At 37.4% G+C, this 19,871-nt stretch carries 13 protein-coding genes and 1 pseudogene; 5 read left to right on the top strand and 9 right to left on the bottom strand.

Going from position 1 to position 19,871, the window contains the following annotated elements; all coding sequences use genetic code 11:
• Window positions 1-7: 7 nt before the first annotated feature.
• Together ACGH6R_RS09475 and lysA are read right to left on the bottom strand one after the other, a co-directional pair.
• Window positions 8-1,420: an APC family permease gene (locus ACGH6R_RS09475; protein WP_065559712.1), complete on the bottom strand. Its 1,413-nt coding sequence runs from the start codon at window positions 1,418-1,420 to the stop codon at window positions 8-10.
• Between the two features lie 53 nt (window positions 1,421-1,473).
• Window positions 1,474-2,871 carry a diaminopimelate decarboxylase gene (gene lysA, locus ACGH6R_RS09470; RefSeq protein WP_411599584.1) on the bottom strand — a complete coding sequence of 466 codons (1,398 nt, stop codon included), beginning with the start codon at window positions 2,869-2,871 and terminating at the stop codon, window positions 1,474-1,476.
• Window positions 2,872-3,129: 258 nt separating this feature from the next.
• On the opposite strand from lysA, the gene ACGH6R_RS09465 reads away from it, so the two are divergent.
• Window positions 3,130-4,566, top strand: a complete 1,437-nt coding sequence (locus tag ACGH6R_RS09465) for a sigma-54 interaction domain-containing protein (RefSeq protein WP_411599643.1) — start codon at window positions 3,130-3,132, stop codon at window positions 4,564-4,566.
• Here the strand turns inward: ACGH6R_RS09465 and ACGH6R_RS09460 are convergent.
• Complete coding sequence (locus ACGH6R_RS09460; protein WP_411599583.1) at window positions 4,563-5,768, bottom strand: NAD(P)/FAD-dependent oxidoreductase; 1,206 nt, start codon at window positions 5,766-5,768, stop codon at window positions 4,563-4,565. The genes ACGH6R_RS09465 and ACGH6R_RS09460 overlap by 4 nt on opposite strands.
• 155 nt (window positions 5,769-5,923) lie before the next feature.
• Complete coding sequence (locus ACGH6R_RS09455; protein WP_267352025.1) at window positions 5,924-6,373, bottom strand: DUF2846 domain-containing protein; 450 nt, start codon at window positions 6,371-6,373, stop codon at window positions 5,924-5,926.
• 323 nt (window positions 6,374-6,696) lie between these two features.
• Here ACGH6R_RS09455 and gltB point away from each other — a divergent pair, with 323 nt between their 5' ends.
• A complete protein-coding gene (gene gltB, locus ACGH6R_RS09450; protein WP_411599581.1) occupies window positions 6,697-11,154 on the top strand; it encodes a glutamate synthase large subunit in 4,458 nt (1,485 codons plus the stop codon).
• A 13-nt stretch (window positions 11,155-11,167) separates the two neighbouring features.
• Window positions 11,168-12,580, top strand: coding sequence for an FAD-dependent oxidoreductase (locus ACGH6R_RS09445; protein WP_411599579.1), 1,413 nt, complete (start codon window positions 11,168-11,170; stop codon window positions 12,578-12,580).
• Between the two features lie 235 nt (window positions 12,581-12,815).
• Here ACGH6R_RS09445 and ACGH6R_RS09440 read toward each other — a convergent pair whose 3' ends face one another.
• Both ACGH6R_RS09440 and mazG read right to left on the bottom strand, forming a co-directional pair.
• Window positions 12,816-13,253 (bottom strand): hypothetical protein, encoded by a 438-nt coding sequence (locus ACGH6R_RS09440; protein ID WP_065559718.1) that lies wholly within the window; start codon window positions 13,251-13,253, stop codon window positions 12,816-12,818.
• The gene (gene mazG / locus ACGH6R_RS09435) at window positions 13,246-14,043 is read right to left on the bottom strand and encodes a nucleoside triphosphate pyrophosphohydrolase (protein ID WP_267360762.1); all 798 of its coding nucleotides are present in this window, start codon (window positions 14,041-14,043) and stop codon (window positions 13,246-13,248) included. Before mazG ends, ACGH6R_RS09440 begins: the two co-directional genes overlap by 8 nt.
• A 228-nt stretch (window positions 14,044-14,271) precedes the next feature.
• Between mazG and ACGH6R_RS09430 the strand changes: the two genes are divergently transcribed.
• Both ACGH6R_RS09430 and ACGH6R_RS09425 read left to right on the top strand, forming a co-directional pair.
• Entirely contained in the window at window positions 14,272-16,284 is a 2,013-nt protein-coding gene (locus ACGH6R_RS09430; protein WP_411599577.1) for an OPT family oligopeptide transporter, read from the top strand.
• Between the two features lie 294 nt (window positions 16,285-16,578).
• On the top strand, window positions 16,579-18,501 hold the full coding sequence (locus ACGH6R_RS09425) for an ABC transporter ATP-binding protein (RefSeq protein WP_411599576.1): 1,923 nt from the start codon (window positions 16,579-16,581) through the stop codon (window positions 18,499-18,501).
• Between the two features lie 178 nt (window positions 18,502-18,679).
• Here the strand turns inward: ACGH6R_RS09425 and nusG are convergent, their stop codons facing one another.
• From nusG to ACGH6R_RS09410, 3 genes and pseudogenes are all read right to left on the bottom strand, one after another.
• The gene (gene nusG / locus ACGH6R_RS09420; RefSeq protein ID WP_065559722.1) at window positions 18,680-19,225 is read right to left on the bottom strand and encodes a transcription termination/antitermination protein NusG; all 546 of its coding nucleotides are present in this window, start codon (window positions 19,223-19,225) and stop codon (window positions 18,680-18,682) included.
• A 1-nt stretch (window position 19,226) separates the two neighbouring features.
• Window positions 19,227-19,628 (bottom strand): preprotein translocase subunit SecE, encoded by a 402-nt coding sequence (secE, locus tag ACGH6R_RS09415; protein ID WP_065559723.1) that lies wholly within the window; start codon window positions 19,626-19,628, stop codon window positions 19,227-19,229.
• A gap of 138 nt (window positions 19,629-19,766) precedes the next feature.
• Window positions 19,767-19,871 (bottom strand): annotated as a pseudogene (locus tag ACGH6R_RS09410) (elongation factor Tu); the annotation flags it as partial.

The raw sequence follows: 19,871 nt of genomic DNA, 5'->3' as shown, positions 1-19,871 counted from the left end.
CTATACCTTACTGTTCGAGCAAACGATTGCGTTTTTGAGCACGATGATATATCCATTCTGCTAATACAATCGCAAGTACAGCGCCACCAACTATCTTAGCAATATACTCAACGTATCCACCCATATCGATTTGAGCTGGTGGTATAAAGACTAAAATCACAGCAAATAGTGTAGATAAGAACCCTAAAGCGGGTAATACCACTGGTAACACTTTACCCGGAATTTTAAAGCTACGTGGTACATCAGGTTGAGTCACTCGTAGTCGATAGTAAGCGATAAACATCACTAAGTAAGGAATGAAATAGCAAATTGTTGTCAACGCCGTCAACATCCAATAAGCTGCAGCAATACTTGGTGATACAAATGTTGAGAAGCAAAGTACAGTAACGATGATTGCTTGAACAACCAGTGCAAATGTCGGTGTTTGATAAACCGGATGTAAACGACCTACACGCTCACCCAACAAATTATCCTCTTTAGAGGCTTCTTGTAGCATATAGATTGGCCCAACTAACCATGAGTTAATTTGTCCTAACGCACCAAAGAATAAACATATTGCCATAACAGGTAATAACCAAGGCATATGTAATACATTGGCAGCAGATTGCATCGCTTGCATAACGCCAGCAACAATATCGGTATCTTCGGCTGGTAATAATGTATTGATAGCCCAAGAGCCAATCATATAAATACCAACAATAACAATTGCTGACACAGCCATCGCTTTTGGAAAATCACGTTGTGGATCACGTGTACGCCCAGCAATCATTGGTGCCACTTCAAGCCCAGCAAACGCAAACATCATACTGGATAAAAACACAATCGTATCCCAACTGCCTAAATCAGGGATCCAATCACTTAAATGCGTATAATCGGTTGCCATTGGATGACCAGTCAATAACCAAACAATCGCAAGCAAGACGATAATGGCTGCAGGAATAAATACACCAAGCCAAGCACTGACGCTATTAATAATCTTAGTCCATTTTAATCCCCGAATATTCATCAGTGTTAATATCCAGAAGACCACCATGGATCCCACCCCAATGAATACTTCATTTTGAGCCAATTCGGGACTAAACATATAGCCAATAGCCGTAAAACCAAATTGCAGCATTAATGGGAAGAAGAGTACACAAGAAAATAAAAAACAAACCACTACAATCCAAGCGATACGTTTACCAAATGCCTCTTTAACCCAAACAAATATCCCACCATCTTTTGGCCAACCTGTTGAAAGTTCACCACACACCATGGCTAATGGAAAAAACAAACAAAATGCCGCAATGAGCCAAAGCACCATTGCTGATGCGCCATAAGGAGCAACGTTAGGAATTTGTCGTAAACTCAGTATCGCAATGACATTCATAAATACAATGTCTTTGATACCGAGCAAACTTGAATCTTTAGAATCACTCATAATAACCTCACATTGTAGTATCTGGGGCAACGTTTACCCCAGATAGATCATGATTAATAGATGTCGTATCCAACCATATCTTCGTAAGTGTCCTCACGGCGAATCAAGCGATCTTTGCCTTTTTTGTCTATCATCACAACCGACGTACGAGGGCGATTGTTATAGACTGTCTGACTTTCAATGGTATAAGCTCCAGCATCAAGGAAAGCAATAATATCGCCAATGTCGGTATCTTTAGGTAATAAGAACTCTTCACCTTTAACACCAACATGATAGTAGTCACCACCATCACACAAAGGACCGGCTAATTTAATATATTCATCATGTGATTCATTAATTCGAGATGCATTATAAACATAGAAGAACCAATCGAAATGTTGACTATCAGATAACACGCTATAACCTGCATCAACAAATTTCCATTCAACATGTTCTTCAATGTTACCGTCTAAATCGTAATTCGTTTTACGTTTTTCACAGGCAACTTCTGTTAATAGCACCCCAGCTGAACCGGTAACTTTTCGACCTGGTTCAATACAGATTTCAACATCGGTACGCCATTTATGTACTTCACGAATGACTGCATCAGCAAAATCTTGGGCAGTAATACCGGCATACATATTGTCTTGTAATGGGTTACCGTTTTCGTCATCGTATTTATAAGGAACAGGAATACCACCCCCTACATTAATTAAATCAAACTTAATTCCTAACACCTCTTCTAAACGGCGAGATTCATCAACAAGTACTTTGGTTGCTTTCGCAAAAGGTTCAGCTTCCGGTACTTGATCCCCAACGTGCATATGTAGACCACGTAAATGGACATAAGGCATTTCAAGAATACGGCGACAAGTCTCTTCTGCTTGTTCTAAATCGATACCTGACTTAGCATGATAAGCAGTAACTAATTCAGCGTGAGTTGCTGATGGTACATTCGGTTCAACACGTACACACACATTCGCCACTTTTTTCAATTTTTTTGATATTTCATCGATAATATCAAGTTCATATAAACTATCGACGTTAATAATATACAAATCATTTTTAATGGCATATTCAAGATCAACTGGTTTTTTTACCACACCATTAAACACGATTTGACTACCCGGAAAACCAATCTCTAAACATTTACGTACTTCAAACATTGAGTTTGCTTCAGCGTAAATACCCGCATCTTTAATGGCTTTGAGTACGCCCATAACAGAACAAGTTTTAGAAGCATAGAAAATTTTTGTTTTTGGATGCGCTTTGAATGCTTGTTTAATTTCTTGAATATTACGATCAATTTCTTTTTCAGAAAACACATAAAAAGGCGTTGGATATTTTCTTGCTAACTCTTCTAAATTAACGCCATCAAAACATAATTTACCGTTTTCAGCACTAAAACGACGATCTTTAGTTATAAGATCGTGACGTAATTTGTTATAATTTGACATAATTTTGTCGGACATATGACCTCCAGTTAATGAGTACTCAAAAAGTACATAAGAAAATAAGTAAAATGGCTTTTCTCTTGTAATGCAATCAGCATGCCAACTTAATAATACAAATAATCAATAAGTTAAACTAAACAATCTAGCAACAATTTTTGTCATTAAGTTAAAAACATGTCTTTATGACAAAAATTTGTCATTTTTTAGTGATAGTCGAAAGGTATTTAAATAAAAGTATGCTATTAAGCAATAATCCAAATTTTATAAGGTACTAATATCATGACAGTTGATCCTGAATTATTACAATCACTGGAAATATTTAAACATTTTTTTGATTTAATACATCAGCCAATGGCCATTATTGATAAAGAAGGTAAATATATTTACTACAATCAGGAAAGTGCAGAACTCGATGGCTATCCTCAAGATAAAGCTATAGGAAAACCATTGCTTAAAGTTTATCCTAATTTACAAAAAGAAGATAGTACTATGTTAAAAGCCTTGCTAGAAGGTAAGGAATATCTGGATAATTATCAATGCTATTATAATCATGTTGGTAAAGTTGTCGATTATTTGCATACCACGGTTCCACTTTACAATCATAACAAACAGATCATTGGCGCAATCGAAATCGGTCGAAATTTATCTAATATAAGACAATTACAAGATCAAGTTTTTAAACTCAACAGCCGTTTATATCACAGTAAAGAACAATCACTTCCCGAAATCGTATTTGTATCTCAAAAAATGCAATCGGTCATTGATCAAACGAATATTTTAGGCGCTAATGATGTGCCAGTACTCATTGTTGGTGAGACAGGTACCGGTAAAGAACTCTTCGCCCATTTAATTCATCAAACTAGCGACCGCCGAGATAAAGCCTTTATATCACTCAATTGTAGTGCACTACCTACTACGCTAATTGAAAGTACACTATTTGGTACTGTGAAAGGCGCCTTTACGGGAGCTGAAAATCGCCAAGGTTATCTAGAACTGGCTAACGGTGGCACACTATTTCTTGATGAACTAAACGCCATGCCACTTGAAATGCAAAGCAAGTTATTGCGATTTCTACAAGAAAAAACCTACTGGCGACTAGGTGGCAAAAAAGAGCTGCATTCGGATGTTCGCATTGTGGCCGCCATGAACGAATCACCTACTGATCTTTTAAAAAACGGTAAAATGCGCAGTGATCTGTTTTATCGATTAAATGTGGGATTAATAAAACTTCCTGCACTACGCGAACGGACAGAAGATATTCCTGTTTTAGCTCGCTATTTTATTGATAAACACCAAGATGAGATAAAAGTAACCATCAGTGGTATAAGTAAGCATGCTTTGAAACAATTGATGTCAGCACCATGGCCAGGCAATGTACGTATGCTTGAAAATGCAATTGTCCGAAGTATGGTTTTACAAAATGAACCCGGAGAATTACAACATATCGTTCTTGATGAAGAGCTATTTGAAATTGAAAGCCCTCATCAGCAAGCAGATGTCATGACAAAAATCGATGATTCTGCCACAAATTTTTCTCGATTTAGGGATTTAACAACCCAAGTGGAAAACTATGAGCGACAATTGATTATCGATGCGTTAAATCAAGCTAATGGAAAAATTATCAATGCCGCTAAATTATTAAATGTTTCGCGTACTACATTACAATATAAGGTCAAAAAGTACCATATTCAAATGGGTGTAATGAATCATTAACATTGATGGCTAACAGTTTTTTCATCCAATGCCTTCGCACATGCAAAGGCACTGCTCCAAGCCCACTGAAAATTATAACCACCTAACCAACCCGTTACATCAACCACTTCGCCAATAAAATAAAGATTCGGCTGTGACTTGGTCGCCATTGTTTTTGATGATAATGCATCGGTACTCACCCCGCCTAATGTGACTTCAGCCGTTCGATACCCTTCGGTTCCGTTTGGTACAATATGCCACTTGGTTAATGTGTCAAAAAGACGCTGTTGTTGATACAAATTGAGTTGTTTCACAGTGATATCTGTAATCATATCCAGTTGTATCAATGCTTCTACTACTCTTTTAGGTAAAATTTGTGCTAAACAATTTTTCAAAGTCTGGTTACGATTTTTTTCTAATAACGGTTTAAATGATGATTCAAATGTCATATCTGGTAATAAGTTGATCGTAATGGGCTCACCCACTCGCCAATAGTTTGATATCTGTAAAATGGCTGGGCCTGAAAGCCCTCGATGAGTAAATAATAAATTTTCTTTAAAATGCATTTGCTCATAAGTCACTTCAACCGGAATAGCAATACCGGATAGTTGCGATAACACATCTAATAAGGGTTTATGTAAGGTAAAAGGCACCAGCCCAGCTTTGACCGGTACAATTGGAATGGAAAATTTTTCTGCCACTTTATAACCTATTGAAGTCATACCGAGTGCTGGCATCGATAACCCGCCTGTAGCAATAATCAGGTTTTGACAACTCAGCATACCTTGCGAAGTCTGCAATTTAAATCCATCTTCAACCGCTTCGACGTCATCTAATTGCGTTTGCATCATTAGGTTAACTTTTCCTTTTTGACACTCGTTAAGCAGCATATCGACAATATCTTTGGCTGAATTATCACAAAACAACTGACCATGATCTTTTTCATGATAAGCAATATTATATTGATTAACTAATTGGATAAAATCCCATTGGTTAAATCGTTTCAAGGCTGATTTACAAAAATGACGATTTTCAGAAATGTAATGGTGCGCATCCACATCAAGATTAGTAAAATTACATTTTCCGCCACCCGACATTAAGATCTTTCGTCCCGGTTTTTTTCCGTTATCAATAACGGTCACACGATGCCCTTTTTGCCCTAATAATCCAGCACAAAATAGACCCGCAGCCCCTGCTCCAACAATTGTAATTTGAGTTTGCATAATAGTCTTGTGAAACCATAAATAGAAGGAATTATAACAGGATTAAGTAAATAGACTAGAACTTGAAAATATGACAATTCCGTCAGTTTTTACCAACGGAATTAAGTAAATTAAAAATAGTAATTTTGAACAATGCTTATCAAGTTAGAATAATTTTATTCTGTTTTGATTAATTTACTTTTTATTATACTTTTCTTGGCTAACAGTTCATTAACCTCTTGAAGACCCGCTCCTGGAACAAAAACACCCATTTTAATATATTGCCTGATAAAATAGTTACTGCCTCCCTCTGCATAAATCTCTAGCGAATTATTACTAAATTCAGATTCTGTTTCAATGGTATGATAGCCAGGCTTAACAATTTTATAAAAATAAGTTCTGTCAGCCGTTTTACCCAAATATTCCCCATCAATATAAATAGCCTTTTTGCTAGGTTTACCCATTAGACTATCTCTATAAATATAAATACCTGAAAAATTTGCATCTGGTTCAGCAAATTTTTTAGCTTCACGATCTAATTTTGGATCGGCTAAATCAACTCTTGCAGAACATCCAACAAATAATATACTTGCAATTAATATGAACACTATTTTAAAAATTTTCATTAAATTAAACATTCCTTTCATAATGATTAATGAATTAAATTGTTATCACACTATTTAAAATTTACATTAGCATATTATCATTAACAATTTTATAAGCCCAATAATTTTTATCATGTTAAATCATTTAGTTATGCTAATAGTTAAATGAAAAGATAATGTTCTATTATTAGCTTCATTAATAACTTTAGTACAACTTATTAAAAGATTGACTTATAAGTAATATTTATTTGACCAAAATAGCATTTTTCTTTAATTTCTTAGCCAATATGGGATTAATGCCTATACCTTCACAAATTATAAAGCGATGAATTAGAGGCAATGATATGTTATATAACCAGCATCATGAAAAAGATAACTGCGGATTTGGTCTGATTGCTCATATTGAAGGGCAACCAAGTCATAAAGTGGTGCGCACCGCTATCCACGGATTAGCAAGAATGCAGCATCGAGGCGCAATCTTATCTGACGGTAAAACCGGCGATGGCTGTGGACTTTTATTACAAAAACCAGATCGATTTTTTAGATTAGTAGCGCAAGACACAGGTTGGCGTTTAGCAACTAATTATGCGGTAGGCATGCTGTTTCTTAGCCAAGATGAGCAAGAAGCACAAGCAAGCCGTCAGATTGTAGAAGAGGAATTAGCTGACGAAACGCTATCAATATTAGGTTGGCGTGAAGTGCCTATTGATAAAAGTGTTTTAGGTGAAATTGCATTATCTTCACTGCCTAAAATTGAACAAGTCTTTGTCAATGCGCCAGCAGGATGGACGAAAATTGATTTAGAACGCCGTTTATATATGGTTCGCCGTCGCATTGAAAAACGCGTACAAGACGACACCTTTTATGTTTGTAGCTTTTCGAATCAGGTTAATATCTACAAAGGCTTATGTATGCCTAAAGATTTGCCTCGATTCTATTTAGATTTAGCCGATATTCGAATGGAAACGGCGATTTGTTTATTCCATCAACGTTTTTCAACCAATACCGTTCCACGTTGGCCACTTGCTCAACCGTTTAGACATTTAGCGCATAATGGTGAAATCAATACCATTGAAGGCAATCGTCAATGGGCAAAAGCCCGTTCCTACAAATTTAAAACACCACTGATTCCTGATTTACAAAATGCGGCTCCGTTTGTGAATGTCACAGGGTCTGATTCCAGTTCACTGGATAACATGTTAGAACTGTTCCTTGTCGGTGGGATGGATATTGTCAGGGCGATGCGCTTATTAGTACCACCGGCATGGCAAAATAATCCCGATATGAATGAAGATCTTCGTGCCTTCTTTGACTTTAATTCGATGCATATGGAACCGTGGGATGGCCCAGCAGGTATTGTTATGTCAGACGGTCGCTATGCCGCATGTAATTTAGATCGAAATGGCTTACGTCCTGCTCGTTATGTTATTACCACCGATAAACTCATTACCTGTGCTTCTGAAATTGGTATTTGGGATTATCAACCTGATGAAGTCGTCAGCAAAGGACGAGTTGGGCCGGGTGAGTTATTAGTTATCGATACCGAAGAAGGTCGTATCTTACAATCTTCTGAAACGGACAATGACTTACAAAAACGTCATCCTTATAAAGAATGGATGGCAAAAAATGTTAAACAGCTTATCCCTTTTGAAAGTCTACCTGATGAGAACATTGGCTCACGTGATTACGATGACACTTTACTAGCTACTTACCAAAAACAGTTTGGTTATAGTGCAGAAGAAATTGATCAATGTATTCGTGTCTTAGGTGAAAATGGGCAAGAAGCAACAGGTTCAATGGGCGATGATACGCCATTTGCTGTCTTATCAAGTAAACCTCGATTAATCTATGATTATTTTCGTCAAAAATTTGCGCAGGTAACCAATCCGCCGATTGATCCATTACGTGAAGCTCACGTCATGTCGCTATCAACTAGCATTGGTCGCGAGATGAATGTCTTTGCTGAAGCCGAAGGTCAAGCACATCGAGTCGCGTTTAAATACCCTGTTTTGGTTTACTCTGATTTCCAACAATTAACTGCATTGGAATCACGTTACTATCAATCAGAAACACTAGATATTACTTACGAAATCGATGGTAGCTTGCGTGATGCCATTGAACAATTATGCGGTGATGCCGAAGCCAAAGTACGTAATGGTACCGTATTAATCATTTTGTCCGATAAAAATATTGCAGCCGATCGATTACCGATTCCTGCCCCAATGGCTGTAGGTGCAGTACAGCAACGTCTAGTTGAAAAAAACTTACGCTGTGATGCCAATATTATTGTTGAAACCGCAAGCTGTCGCGATCCACACCAATTTGCCGTGCTGCTTGGTTTTGGTGCAACGGCTATCTATCCTTATTTAGCTTACGAAACCCTAGCCCAAATGGTCGACAATGGCACGATAAATAAGTCTTACCGTGAAGCCATTATCAACTACCGCAATGGTATTAATAAAGGCTTGTACAAAATCATGTCTAAAATGGGAATATCCACTGTCGCCTCGTACCGCTGCTCAAAACTTTTTGAAGCGGTTGGTCTGCATAAAGATGTGGTAGAACTTTGTTTCCAAGGTGTGACTAGCCGTATTAGTGGTGCAAATTTTGATGATTTTGCTCAAGATCAGTTCAATTTATCGAAAAAAGCATGGTTACGCCGTAAACCATTAGACCAAGGTGGTTTACTCAAATTTGTCCATGGCGGCGAATATCATGCTTATAATCCCGATGTAGTTCAATCGTTACAAAAAGCGGTTAACAATGGGCGTTACGAAGATTATAAGCTTTATACCGATATCGTTAATAATCGCCCGCCAGCGACATTACGGGATTTATTAAAACTTAATCCCCCTGAAAATGCAGCAATTTCGTTAGATCAGGTTGAACCTGAAGAGTCACTATTCAAACGTTTTGATTCGGCGGCGATGTCAATTGGTGCATTAAGTCCTGAAGCTCATGAATCGCTTGCTGAAGCAATGAACACATTAGGTGGCTATTCTAATTCAGGCGAAGGAGGTGAAGATCCTGCTCGGTATAACAGTATAAAAGTGTCACGCATAAAACAAGTCGCATCAGGTCGATTTGGTGTAACGCCGGGCTATTTAATGAGTGCTGATGTGATTCAGATCAAAGTAGCGCAAGGTGCAAAACCGGGTGAAGGCGGTCAATTACCAGGTGACAAAGTAACCCCTTACATAGCTAAATTACGTTTTTCCGTACCTGGGGTGACATTAATCTCGCCACCACCGCATCACGATATTTATTCAATCGAAGATTTGGCACAGTTGATCTTTGATCTAAAACAGATTAACCCTCAAGCAATGATTTCGGTGAAATTAGTGTCCGAACCTGGCGTAGGAACTATTGCAACTGGGGTCGCAAAAGCTTATGCCGATTTGATCACGATTTCGGGATATGATGGTGGTACCGGTGCTAGCCCATTAACGTCAGTCAAATATGCTGGCTCACCATGGGAACTGGGTTTAGTTGAAACACAACAATCATTGGTTGCTAATGGTTTACGTCACAAAATTCGTTTACAGGTTGACGGTGGGTTAAAAACCGGTACAGACATTGTAAAAGCGGCAATTTTAGGTGCAGAAAGTTTCGGCTTTGGTACGGGGCCAATGGTGGCTTTAGGTTGTAAATATCTACGTATTTGCCATTTAAATAACTGTGCCACAGGTGTTGCGACACAAGATGAAAAATTACGTAGTGACCATTATCATGGTTTACCTGAAAAAGCGATGAACTATTTCCGTTTTATTGCACGTAACACAAGGGAAGTCATGGCAGAACTAGGCATAAGTCGAATTGTTGATTTAATTGGACGTACCGATTTACTGTTAGAGCTTGATGGTATTACGGCTAAACAACAAAAACTGGATTTATCAGGTTTACTTGAAACTGCGACACCAGTAGAAGGCAAACCCGTCTACTGTATTGAAGATAATAAACCGTTTGATAAAGGTGTATTGAATAAAGAAATTATTACTCAAACACAACAATTTGTGGATAATCGTCAAAGTAAAAGTTTCTACTTTGATATTCAAAATACTGATCGTTCGGTGGGAACTAGCTTATCAGGTTATATTGCCAAAAAATATGGCGATCAAGGTTTAGTTGCCGATCCAATTTCACTCAATTTCACCGGTACTGCTGGGCAAAGCTTTGGTGTTTGGAATGCTGGTGGCGTAAATTTAACCCTAACAGGTGATGCCAATGACTACGTTGGTAAAGGCATGGCAGGGGGTCGCATCGTCATTCGACCACCTCAAGGCTCGGCATTTTTAAGTCATGAAGCAACCATTGCCGGTAACACCTGTCTATATGGTGCAACTGGCGGTAAATTGTTTGCAGCAGGACGTGCTGGTGAACGTTTTGCCGTACGTAACTCTGGTGCAATTAGCGTGGTTGAAGGTATCGGCGATAACGGCTGTGAATATATGACAGGTGGCATTGTCTGTGTCTTAGGTAAAACTGGTGTTAACTTTGGTGCTGGCATGACCGGTGGATTTGCTTATATTTTAGATGCCGATGGTGATTTCCATAAACGGATTAACCAAGAACTCGTTGAAATGTTAAACGTTGCTGATTATTCGATTCATGAAGAGCATCTACGAGGCTTAATCATGGAACATGCTCAACTAACCCACTCTTCACGTGCTGAAGAAATTTTAGCTAACTGGGAAGATTTCGCTAAACAATTTGTATTAGTTAAACCTAAATCCAGTGATGTAAAAGCGCTGCTCGGTCATCGAAGCCGATCATCAGCAGAACTTCATGTTCAAGCACAATAAGGAGAGCACGGAAATGAGTCAAAATGTTTATCAGTTCATCGATTTACAACGTGTTGATCCACCTAAAAAATCGTTGAATATTCGAAAAATAGAGTTTGTTGAAATTTATGAGGGATTTTCGGCTTCACAATCACAAGCCCAAGCCGATCGCTGCTTAGCGTGTGGGAATCCTTATTGTGAATGGCGTTGTCCTGTTCATAACTATATACCTAATTGGCTAAAACTGGTGAATGAAGGCAAAATTTTAGAAGCGGTTGAGCTTTCTCATCAAACAAACAGTCTACCAGAAGTGTGTGGTCGGGTTTGCCCTCAAGATCGGCTTTGTGAAGGCTCATGTACTTTAAATGCTGAGTTCGGTGCAGTAACTATTGGTAACATTGAACGTTATATTACCGATGAAGCCTTTAAACTGGGTTGGAAGCCTAACTTGTCTAATGTTGAAAAAACAGGGTTAAAAGTTGCAATCATTGGTGCAGGGCCTGCAGGACTTGCTTGTGCCGATGTGCTAGTCCGCAATGGTGTGACGCCCGTTGTTTTTGACCGCCATCCTGAAATAGGTGGACTATTAACCTTTGGTATTCCTGCCTTTAAATTAGATAAAGAAGTGTTGATTAATCGTCGACGTATCTTTACCGACATGGGTATTGAATTTCGGCTGAATACCGAAGTGGGGAAAACGGTACAATTAACGGACTTACTCAATGAATTTGATGCTATTTTTGTTGGAACCGGTACTTATCAATCAATGCGAGCCGGTCTAATGAATGAAGATGCGGATGGTGTTTATGATGCCCTTCCATTTTTAATTGCCAATACCAAACATATTATGAAGCATAATCAAAGCGATGATACGCCTTACATTGACATGAAAAATAAGCGTGTTGTGGTTTTAGGCGGTGGTGATACAGCCATGGACTGTGTACGGACGTCAATTCGTCAAGGTGCAATTGAAGTCACCTGTGCTTATCGTCGAGATGAAGCCAATATGCCCGGCTCTAAACGAGAAGTAAAAAATGCGAAAGAAGAAGGTGCACAATTCCAATTTAATGTACAACCACTCAGTATTGAAATTAACAATACAGGTCAAGTTACTGGTGTCAAAATGGTTAGAACAGAACTCGGTCAACCCGATGAAAATGGTCGCCGTTCGCCAGTGATTATCGAAGGATCTGAATTCATACTTCCTGCCGATGCTGTTATTATGGCATTTGGTTTTAGACCTCATGCCATGCCTTGGTTAGCAGAACATGGTGTCAATTTTGATACTCAAGGTCGTATTGTTGCCCCAGAAATTAAAGGCTACCAAACCAGCCATCCAAAAATCTTTGCTGGTGGTGATGCAGTAAGAGGATCGGATTTAGTGGTGACTGCCATTAGCGAAGGTCGCAAAGCGGCAGATGGGATTTTAGATTATTTAGAAGTATAAAGCGATTGACTAAGTTAACCTTATGCCCATACCCTACTGAGCGGGAGTAAGGTTTACTACTCAATATTTATTGATCTGTCTAAACTATAACGTTTATTGATTACAACCTAAATATTGTTATTTATCGGATTGAAATTGCCAATGAATATTTACTTTGATAATTGGCATTAAATTACCATTAGCTGATACCATGAATTTGTATCAGCTAATAACCTTTGGTTATTGGATTACTTGGCTATAAATAGACAACCTGAGAACCATTTTCAGGATTTTTAGTCGCCTCAGCAAACCCTTCTAAGAAAAAGGCAAGATGATCTGCTTCATCCCCTAAAAGGCGCCCTTTGACTTTATTCCAAGTTAATAACACGATAGCCGCTTGTGGTTCACAACTAATTAACATCGGTTGTTCAAGTTCTTCATTCCAATAAAACTCACCGCCGTATAATTTTTGGGCTGTCAGTAATAAATAACAACCATACTCTTGAGCAATCATATTAAGCTGTTCTTCAGGAATACTAAAATTTTTCTCAGCTAATTCACCAATAATCATTTCAACAACAGAAATACTTTTTTCGGAATAATCGAGCTGGTTAATACTCCACGTTGGACTATGTAAAATGGCATTTTGTGCCCATGCTTCGATTTCTTGATATAATTCATTTTTTTCAGTCATATTTATTTACTTCGCTAGTTGATATTTCCAATTGTTTAACAAGTTGCCATGCGGCTTCCATTTCTTCAAGTGTTGCATCCGTTAAACGACGATTATTTTGTTTCAGTATTGCTTCAACTTGTTTAAATCGACGTTCAAATTTATGATTTGCCCGTTGTAAACAGAGCTCCGATTTAACTTTTAGATGTCTGGCTAAATTGACGGTCGCAAAAAACAGATCCCCCAGTTCTTCCTCGATTTTTGATTGATCTTGTACTGTTTTATTTAGCTCATGTTCTACTTCGTCGAGCTCTTCCTTAACTTTATTTAAAACTGGCGTTAACTCCTGCCAATCAAACCCAACCGATGCACAACGTTTTTGGATTTTTTCGGCTTTCATTAAAGCAGGAATGGCGTTAGGTATGTCATCTAACAATGAGTATTGTGCGCGCTCGTCACGCTCTTTTTGTTTTAATTGTTCCCAATTCGGTTTTTCAGTTGTCTTATCATCAAAAATATGCGGATGACGACTAACTAATTTATCAGCAACAGCTTGACAGATATCCTCAAAATCAAACTGACCTTGTTCACTGGCAAGATCGGCGTAAAAAATAATTTGAAACAATAAATCGCCCAATTCTTTTTTGAGTTCATTCATATCCTGTTTATCTATCGCATCAAGAACTTCATAAGTTTCTTCTAGTGTATAAGATTTTAATGAATCAAAAGTCTGCATGCGATCCCATTCACAACCGTCAATAGGGTCACGTAATTGTTTAGTAATTGCAAGTAAACGCTTGAGTGGGTTCACAATCTATCTCACCAATCGTAACGGAACATTAATCTAATCAGTGTATCATAAATTTAAACTGTTTTTATTTTCAATAGTGAATTTATACTATTGTAAATATAATTGTCTATTATTTATCCTGAAACACGCACAAAAAAGATTAAATTAATTGAGTTATCATAACTTCTAGCCCATAAAGCTGAATTAAGTATATAATAACCGCATATTGAATTAACTTTACGATAATATATGAATAATTTACGAGAACTTACACTTCGAGGCACAATTCTTGGTGCTTTTATTACAATTATTTTTACTGCATCAAATGTGTACCTTGGTTTAAAAGTCGGATTAACCTTTTCTTCGGCTATTCCTGCCGCTGTCATCTCAATGGCAATCTTAAGACTATTTTCAGGATCAACCATATTAGAAAATAACATGGTACAAACTCAAGCTTCTGCTGCCGGAACGCTATCATCTATTATATTCGTTCTACCTGGATTATTGATGATTGGTTACTGGCAAGATTTTCCATTTTGGTTAACTTTTGCCATTTGTGCCGCTGGGGGAATGCTTGGGGTACTATTCTCAATTCCATTACGTCATGTGATGGTAGTCAAAAGTACATTACCTTATCCTGAAGGTGTTGCTGCCGCTGAGATTTTAAAAGCAGGCTCGAAAACAGACAGTAATGATGCTTCTGCCAACGAAGGATTGAAAGATATTTTAGTGGGAGGCGTTATCGCTTCTACTGTCAGTTTATTGACCAATGGTTTCCGAGTTTTATCTGAAAGCGCTTCATACTGGTTTACCAGTGGAAAATCGATTTTTCAATTACCTATGGGGTTCTCATTAGCACTTCTTAGTGCAGGTTACTTGATTGGAATTGTATCTGGGATTGCCGTTTTAATAGGAACCATTATTGCCTGGGGATTTGGAATTCCAATTTTAAGTGCAATGACAGATTATGATACAACGCAACCTCTGGCAAATATTGCAATGGGACTTTGGGCTAAAGATATCCGTTTTATTGGCGCAGGAACGATTGCTATTGCGGCAATTTGGACATTATTAACCTTAATCAAACCAGTTATTGAAGGTTTAAAAACATCATTCAAAACGTTACGTTCAGATGTATCTGTAAATGATATTGCACCGACAGAACGTGATCTATCACCTAAATCAATCTTTTTGATTATGGCAGGTATGGTTATTATTTTAGTCGCTACGTTTTACTCATTTATTTCAGATAGTGGGTTATCGACGGGCGTTGCATGGATACTGGTTATTTGTGCTGTTTTATTTGCTTTTATTATGGGCTTTCTTGTTGCAGCTGCTTGCGGATATATGGCAGGATTAGTCGGATCGTCAGCTAGCCCTATTTCAGGTATTGCAATTGTTGCCGCTATCGTGATATCACTTATCTTACTTGGATTAGGTGAAGCAAATAATATACTTTCCACGGCTGAAGGCACAAACTTTGCGACAGCCTTAGCGCTATTCACAACCAGCGCAGTATTAGCCGTTGCTTGTATCTCAAATGATAACTTGCAAGATCTTAAAACGGGTTACTTGGTTAATGCCACACCATGGAAACAACAAGTTGCATTACTAATAGGTTGTGTTGTTGGTGCTATTGTTATCGCACCTATTTTAGAAATTCTTTATAACGCGTATGGTTTCACGGGCGCATTACCACGGCCAGATATGGATCAATCACAAGTTTTAGCTGCACCTCAAGCAACACTGATGACAACCATTGCAAAAGGAATCTTTTCACATAAACTTGATTGGACAATGATTCTAATTGGATTAGTCGTTGGAACCGTGATTATTATTATTGATCTTCTTTTGGCGAAAGCAAAATGTAAATTTCGCTTACCCGCACTAGCTGTCGGTTTAGGTATCTATTTACCACCAACGATTACTGCCCCAATTTTTGTCGGTACATTGCTATCATGGATAATTAAACGTAATGCTTACGCTAAAGCTCAAAAATACAATTTAAATCCTGAAGAACAATTTAAAAAAGTGGATCGTAAAGCGGCATTAATTTCTTCGGGATTAATAGTTGGTGAAAGCTTAGTTGGTGTCTTATTAGCGATCGTTATTGTTATTAGTATCACGCAAGGTAAAGGTGAAGCTCCATTAGCAATCGAGGCTGATTTAGGTTTCTTACCACAATATTTAGGTTTAGCTGTCTTTGTGGGTATTTGCTTATATATTATTCGTCGAGCATTATCCGCAATTAAAAAACAGTAATAATTTATATTTATAATTAAGCCCTTTATTGCTTAAAATAGAGGGCTTGATAAAATCACTTTTCCAATTTAAACCCCGCTATAAATTAATTATCATCCTTCTTTTGTGACTAGATTAAATGATAACCTTTTCCCTATCTGGAGATATTCAATAGCACGCTCAACCAATTATTACCACAAGTTAAAGTCTAAAATAATAAAACTTTCACTTTGCCCATTAAACTTTTTCATTTTGCATAACTTTCAATATTTGTTAGCATAACCCAATTTATTTTACATATTAAACAGCAAAATCATGATAGTATTTGATTCCATTCAAGTTCGCTTAGGCATTAACCTACTTTTAGATAATGCCTCTGCTACCATTAATCCTAAACAAAAAGTAGGGTTAGTTGGGAAAAATGGTTGCGGAAAGTCCACCCTATTCTCATTAATAAAAGGCGAAATTCAAACGGATGCAGGCAGCTTAAGTTTTCCATCACAATGGCAATTAGCTTGGGTTAACCAAGAAACCCCCGCGCTAGATATACCCGCTATTGAATATGCTATTGATGGTGATCGTGAATATCGACAGCTAGAACAAAAGCTAGCTATCGCCAACCAAGACAATAATGGTGAACAAATAGCTAATATTCATGAAAAACTGGATAACATTGACGCATGGACAATACAAGCAAGAGCCGCCACATTATTACATGGTTTAGGATTTTCCAACGAGCAACTACAATTACCAGTTAAATCTTATTCTGGTGGTTGGCGCATGCGTTTAAATCTAGCTCAAGCACTCATGTGTCGTTCTGATCTACTCCTTCTTGATGAACCTACCAATCACCTTGACTTAGATGCCGTTATTTGGCTAGAAAAATGGCTGAGTAACTATCAAGGTACATTAATTTTAATCTCACATGATCGTGATTTTTTAGATCCGTTAGTTAATAAAATTATTCATATTGAACAAAAAAGTTTGTTTGAATACACCGGTAACTATTCATCATTTGAAGTTCAACGTGCAACTAAATTAGCACAGCAACAATCACTTTATGAAAGCCAACAACAAAAAGTCGCACACCTACAAAGCTACATAGACCGCTTTAGAGCAAAAGCAACCAAAGCCAAACAAGCTCAAAGCAGAATAAAAATGCTAGAAAAAATGGAACTCATTGCCCCTGCACATGTAGACAATCCTTTTCATTTTAATTTCAAACCTTCTGAATTTTTGCCAAGTCCATTACTGATGATGGACAAAGTTGTGGCAGGCTACGATGATAAAATCGTACTAGAAAAAATTAAATTAAATCTTGTTCCGGGGTCACGCATAGGCTTACTGGGTCGTAATGGTGCCGGTAAATCAACCTTAATAAAATTATTAGCGGGCGAACTTCAACCTAAAGAGGGGCATATTAATCTCGCTAAAGGTGTTCAATTAGGCTATTTTGCTCAACATCAATTGGAATATTTACGTGCCAATGAATCACCACTTTGGCATTTAACTCAGCTTGCTGATCCAAAAATAACAGAACAGGAATTGCGTAACTATCTGGGTGGTTTTGATTTTCATGGTGATAAAGTGAATGAACCAGTTAAAACATTTTCGGGCGGTGAAAAAGCTCGATTGGTTTTAGCGCTAATTGTGTGGCAAAAACCGAATCTATTATTACTTGATGAACCCACTAACCATTTGGATTTAGATATGCGTCAAGCATTAACTGAAGCACTTATAGGCTTTGAAGGTGCTTTAGTCGTTGTATCGCATGATCGCCATTTATTGCGCTCGACAACGGATGAATTTTATTTAGTGCATGATCACAAAGTCGAACCATTTAATGGCGATCTTGATGATTACCAAAAATGGCTTGCCGAAGAACAAAAAGCAGAAAATAAACCAGATACCGTTAACGTAGCCAGTAAAAATGATAGCATTCAAAATGTTTCCGCCACCGATCGCAAAGAACAAAAACGCCGTGAAGCAGAATTAAGAGCACAAATGCAACCCATTAAAAAAGAGCTACAAAAAATGGAGCAAAAACTTGAGCTATTAACTGAGCAATTACAAAATATTGAACAGTTACTAGCAGATCCTGCTATTTATGAAAACGATAAAAAAACAGCGTTGACCGAATTACTACTTAAACAAAGTAAAATTAAAAGCGAACAAGAAGACACTGAAATGAACTGGTTAGATTTACAACAACAACTTGAAGATTTTCAATTAAACTAACTTTGTATTTAAGATATAAAAAGAAAGCGCACAAAATATTAAGAGCATGTGTCTTAATTCAATAGCAATAAGTTTCAGGTTGTTAATCGTATTTTAACTATTTATTTTGTGCAAAAAAAATCACAGCATTTGCTGTGATTTTTTTATTCTTAATTGAACTAAACTTATTCAATTAAAATTAACTTTTTTCAACTTGACTAAAATCAAGCTCAACAGGTGTTGAACGTCCAAAAATTGAAACTGAAACTTTCAGGCGACTTTTTTCATAATCGACTTCTTCAACCACACCATTAAAGTCTGCAAATGGACCATCATTAACACGCACCAATTCGCCTGGCTCAAACAACGTTTTAGGACGAGGTTTATCACCAACTTGTTGTAAACGATTCATAATAGCATCAACTTCACGTTGGCTTATTGGAGCTGGTCTGTCAGAAGTACCGCCAATAAATCCCATGGTTCTTGGTACACTTTTAACTAAGTGCCAAGTTGCATCATTCATCATCATTTCAACTAAAACATAACCGGGAAAGAATTTACGCTCACTTTTACGACGTTGACCACTTTTCATTTCAACAACTTCTTCGGTAGGCACAAGCACTTCACCAAAAGAATCTTCCATATTATGTAACTTGATATATTCACGTAGTGATTGTGCAACACGTGCTTCATAGCCAGAATAAGCTTGAATAACATACCATCGTTTTTGTTGTATTTCACTCATATTAACGTCCTATTGATGTTAAATAAAAGACGACCCAACGGAATAAAGTATCCATTCCCCAAAGGGCTAAACCAACGACTACTGTAACAGCCACAACGAGCATAGTTGTCTGTGTAGCGTCTTTACGAGAAGGCCATACCACCTTTCTTAACTCTTTTCTTGAATCCTGTAAAAATGCAAGAAATGACTTACCTTTAGTGGTTGTAAGAGCAATAAATAAAGTGAAAAGTGAAATTACACTAACCGTAATAATGCGGACGATTGTATTAGGTTGATATATATCATTTGCTTGAGCAAAATAGGAATTTCCCCAAACAATAATTGCAATCAATACTAAAACTAAACCCCATTTGAGTTTATCTAGAACCGAGTTTGTAGCTTGACTTTCGTTACTTACTTGCATATAAAACCTATGAGTATGTTATTTATAATAATATCTATTTTCCAAAATGCTCTTTTTAAAATAAAAACATTTTGCTAAACAGACCAGATAAGAAAGGGCATCGCATGATACCCTTTCAACAGTTATTAAATATAAAAATTATTTAATAACCTTAGCAACAACACCCGCACCAACAGTACGACCACCTTCACGAATCGCAAAACGTAAACCTTCTGCCATCGCGATTGGGTGAATTAATGATAC

Origin of the sequence: Gilliamella sp. CG13, assembly GCF_046635805.1 — a bacterium.
GTDB lineage: Bacteria > Pseudomonadota > Gammaproteobacteria > Enterobacterales > Orbaceae > Gilliamella > Gilliamella apicola_I.
This window is presented reverse-complemented; position numbering and strand designations above follow the sequence as displayed.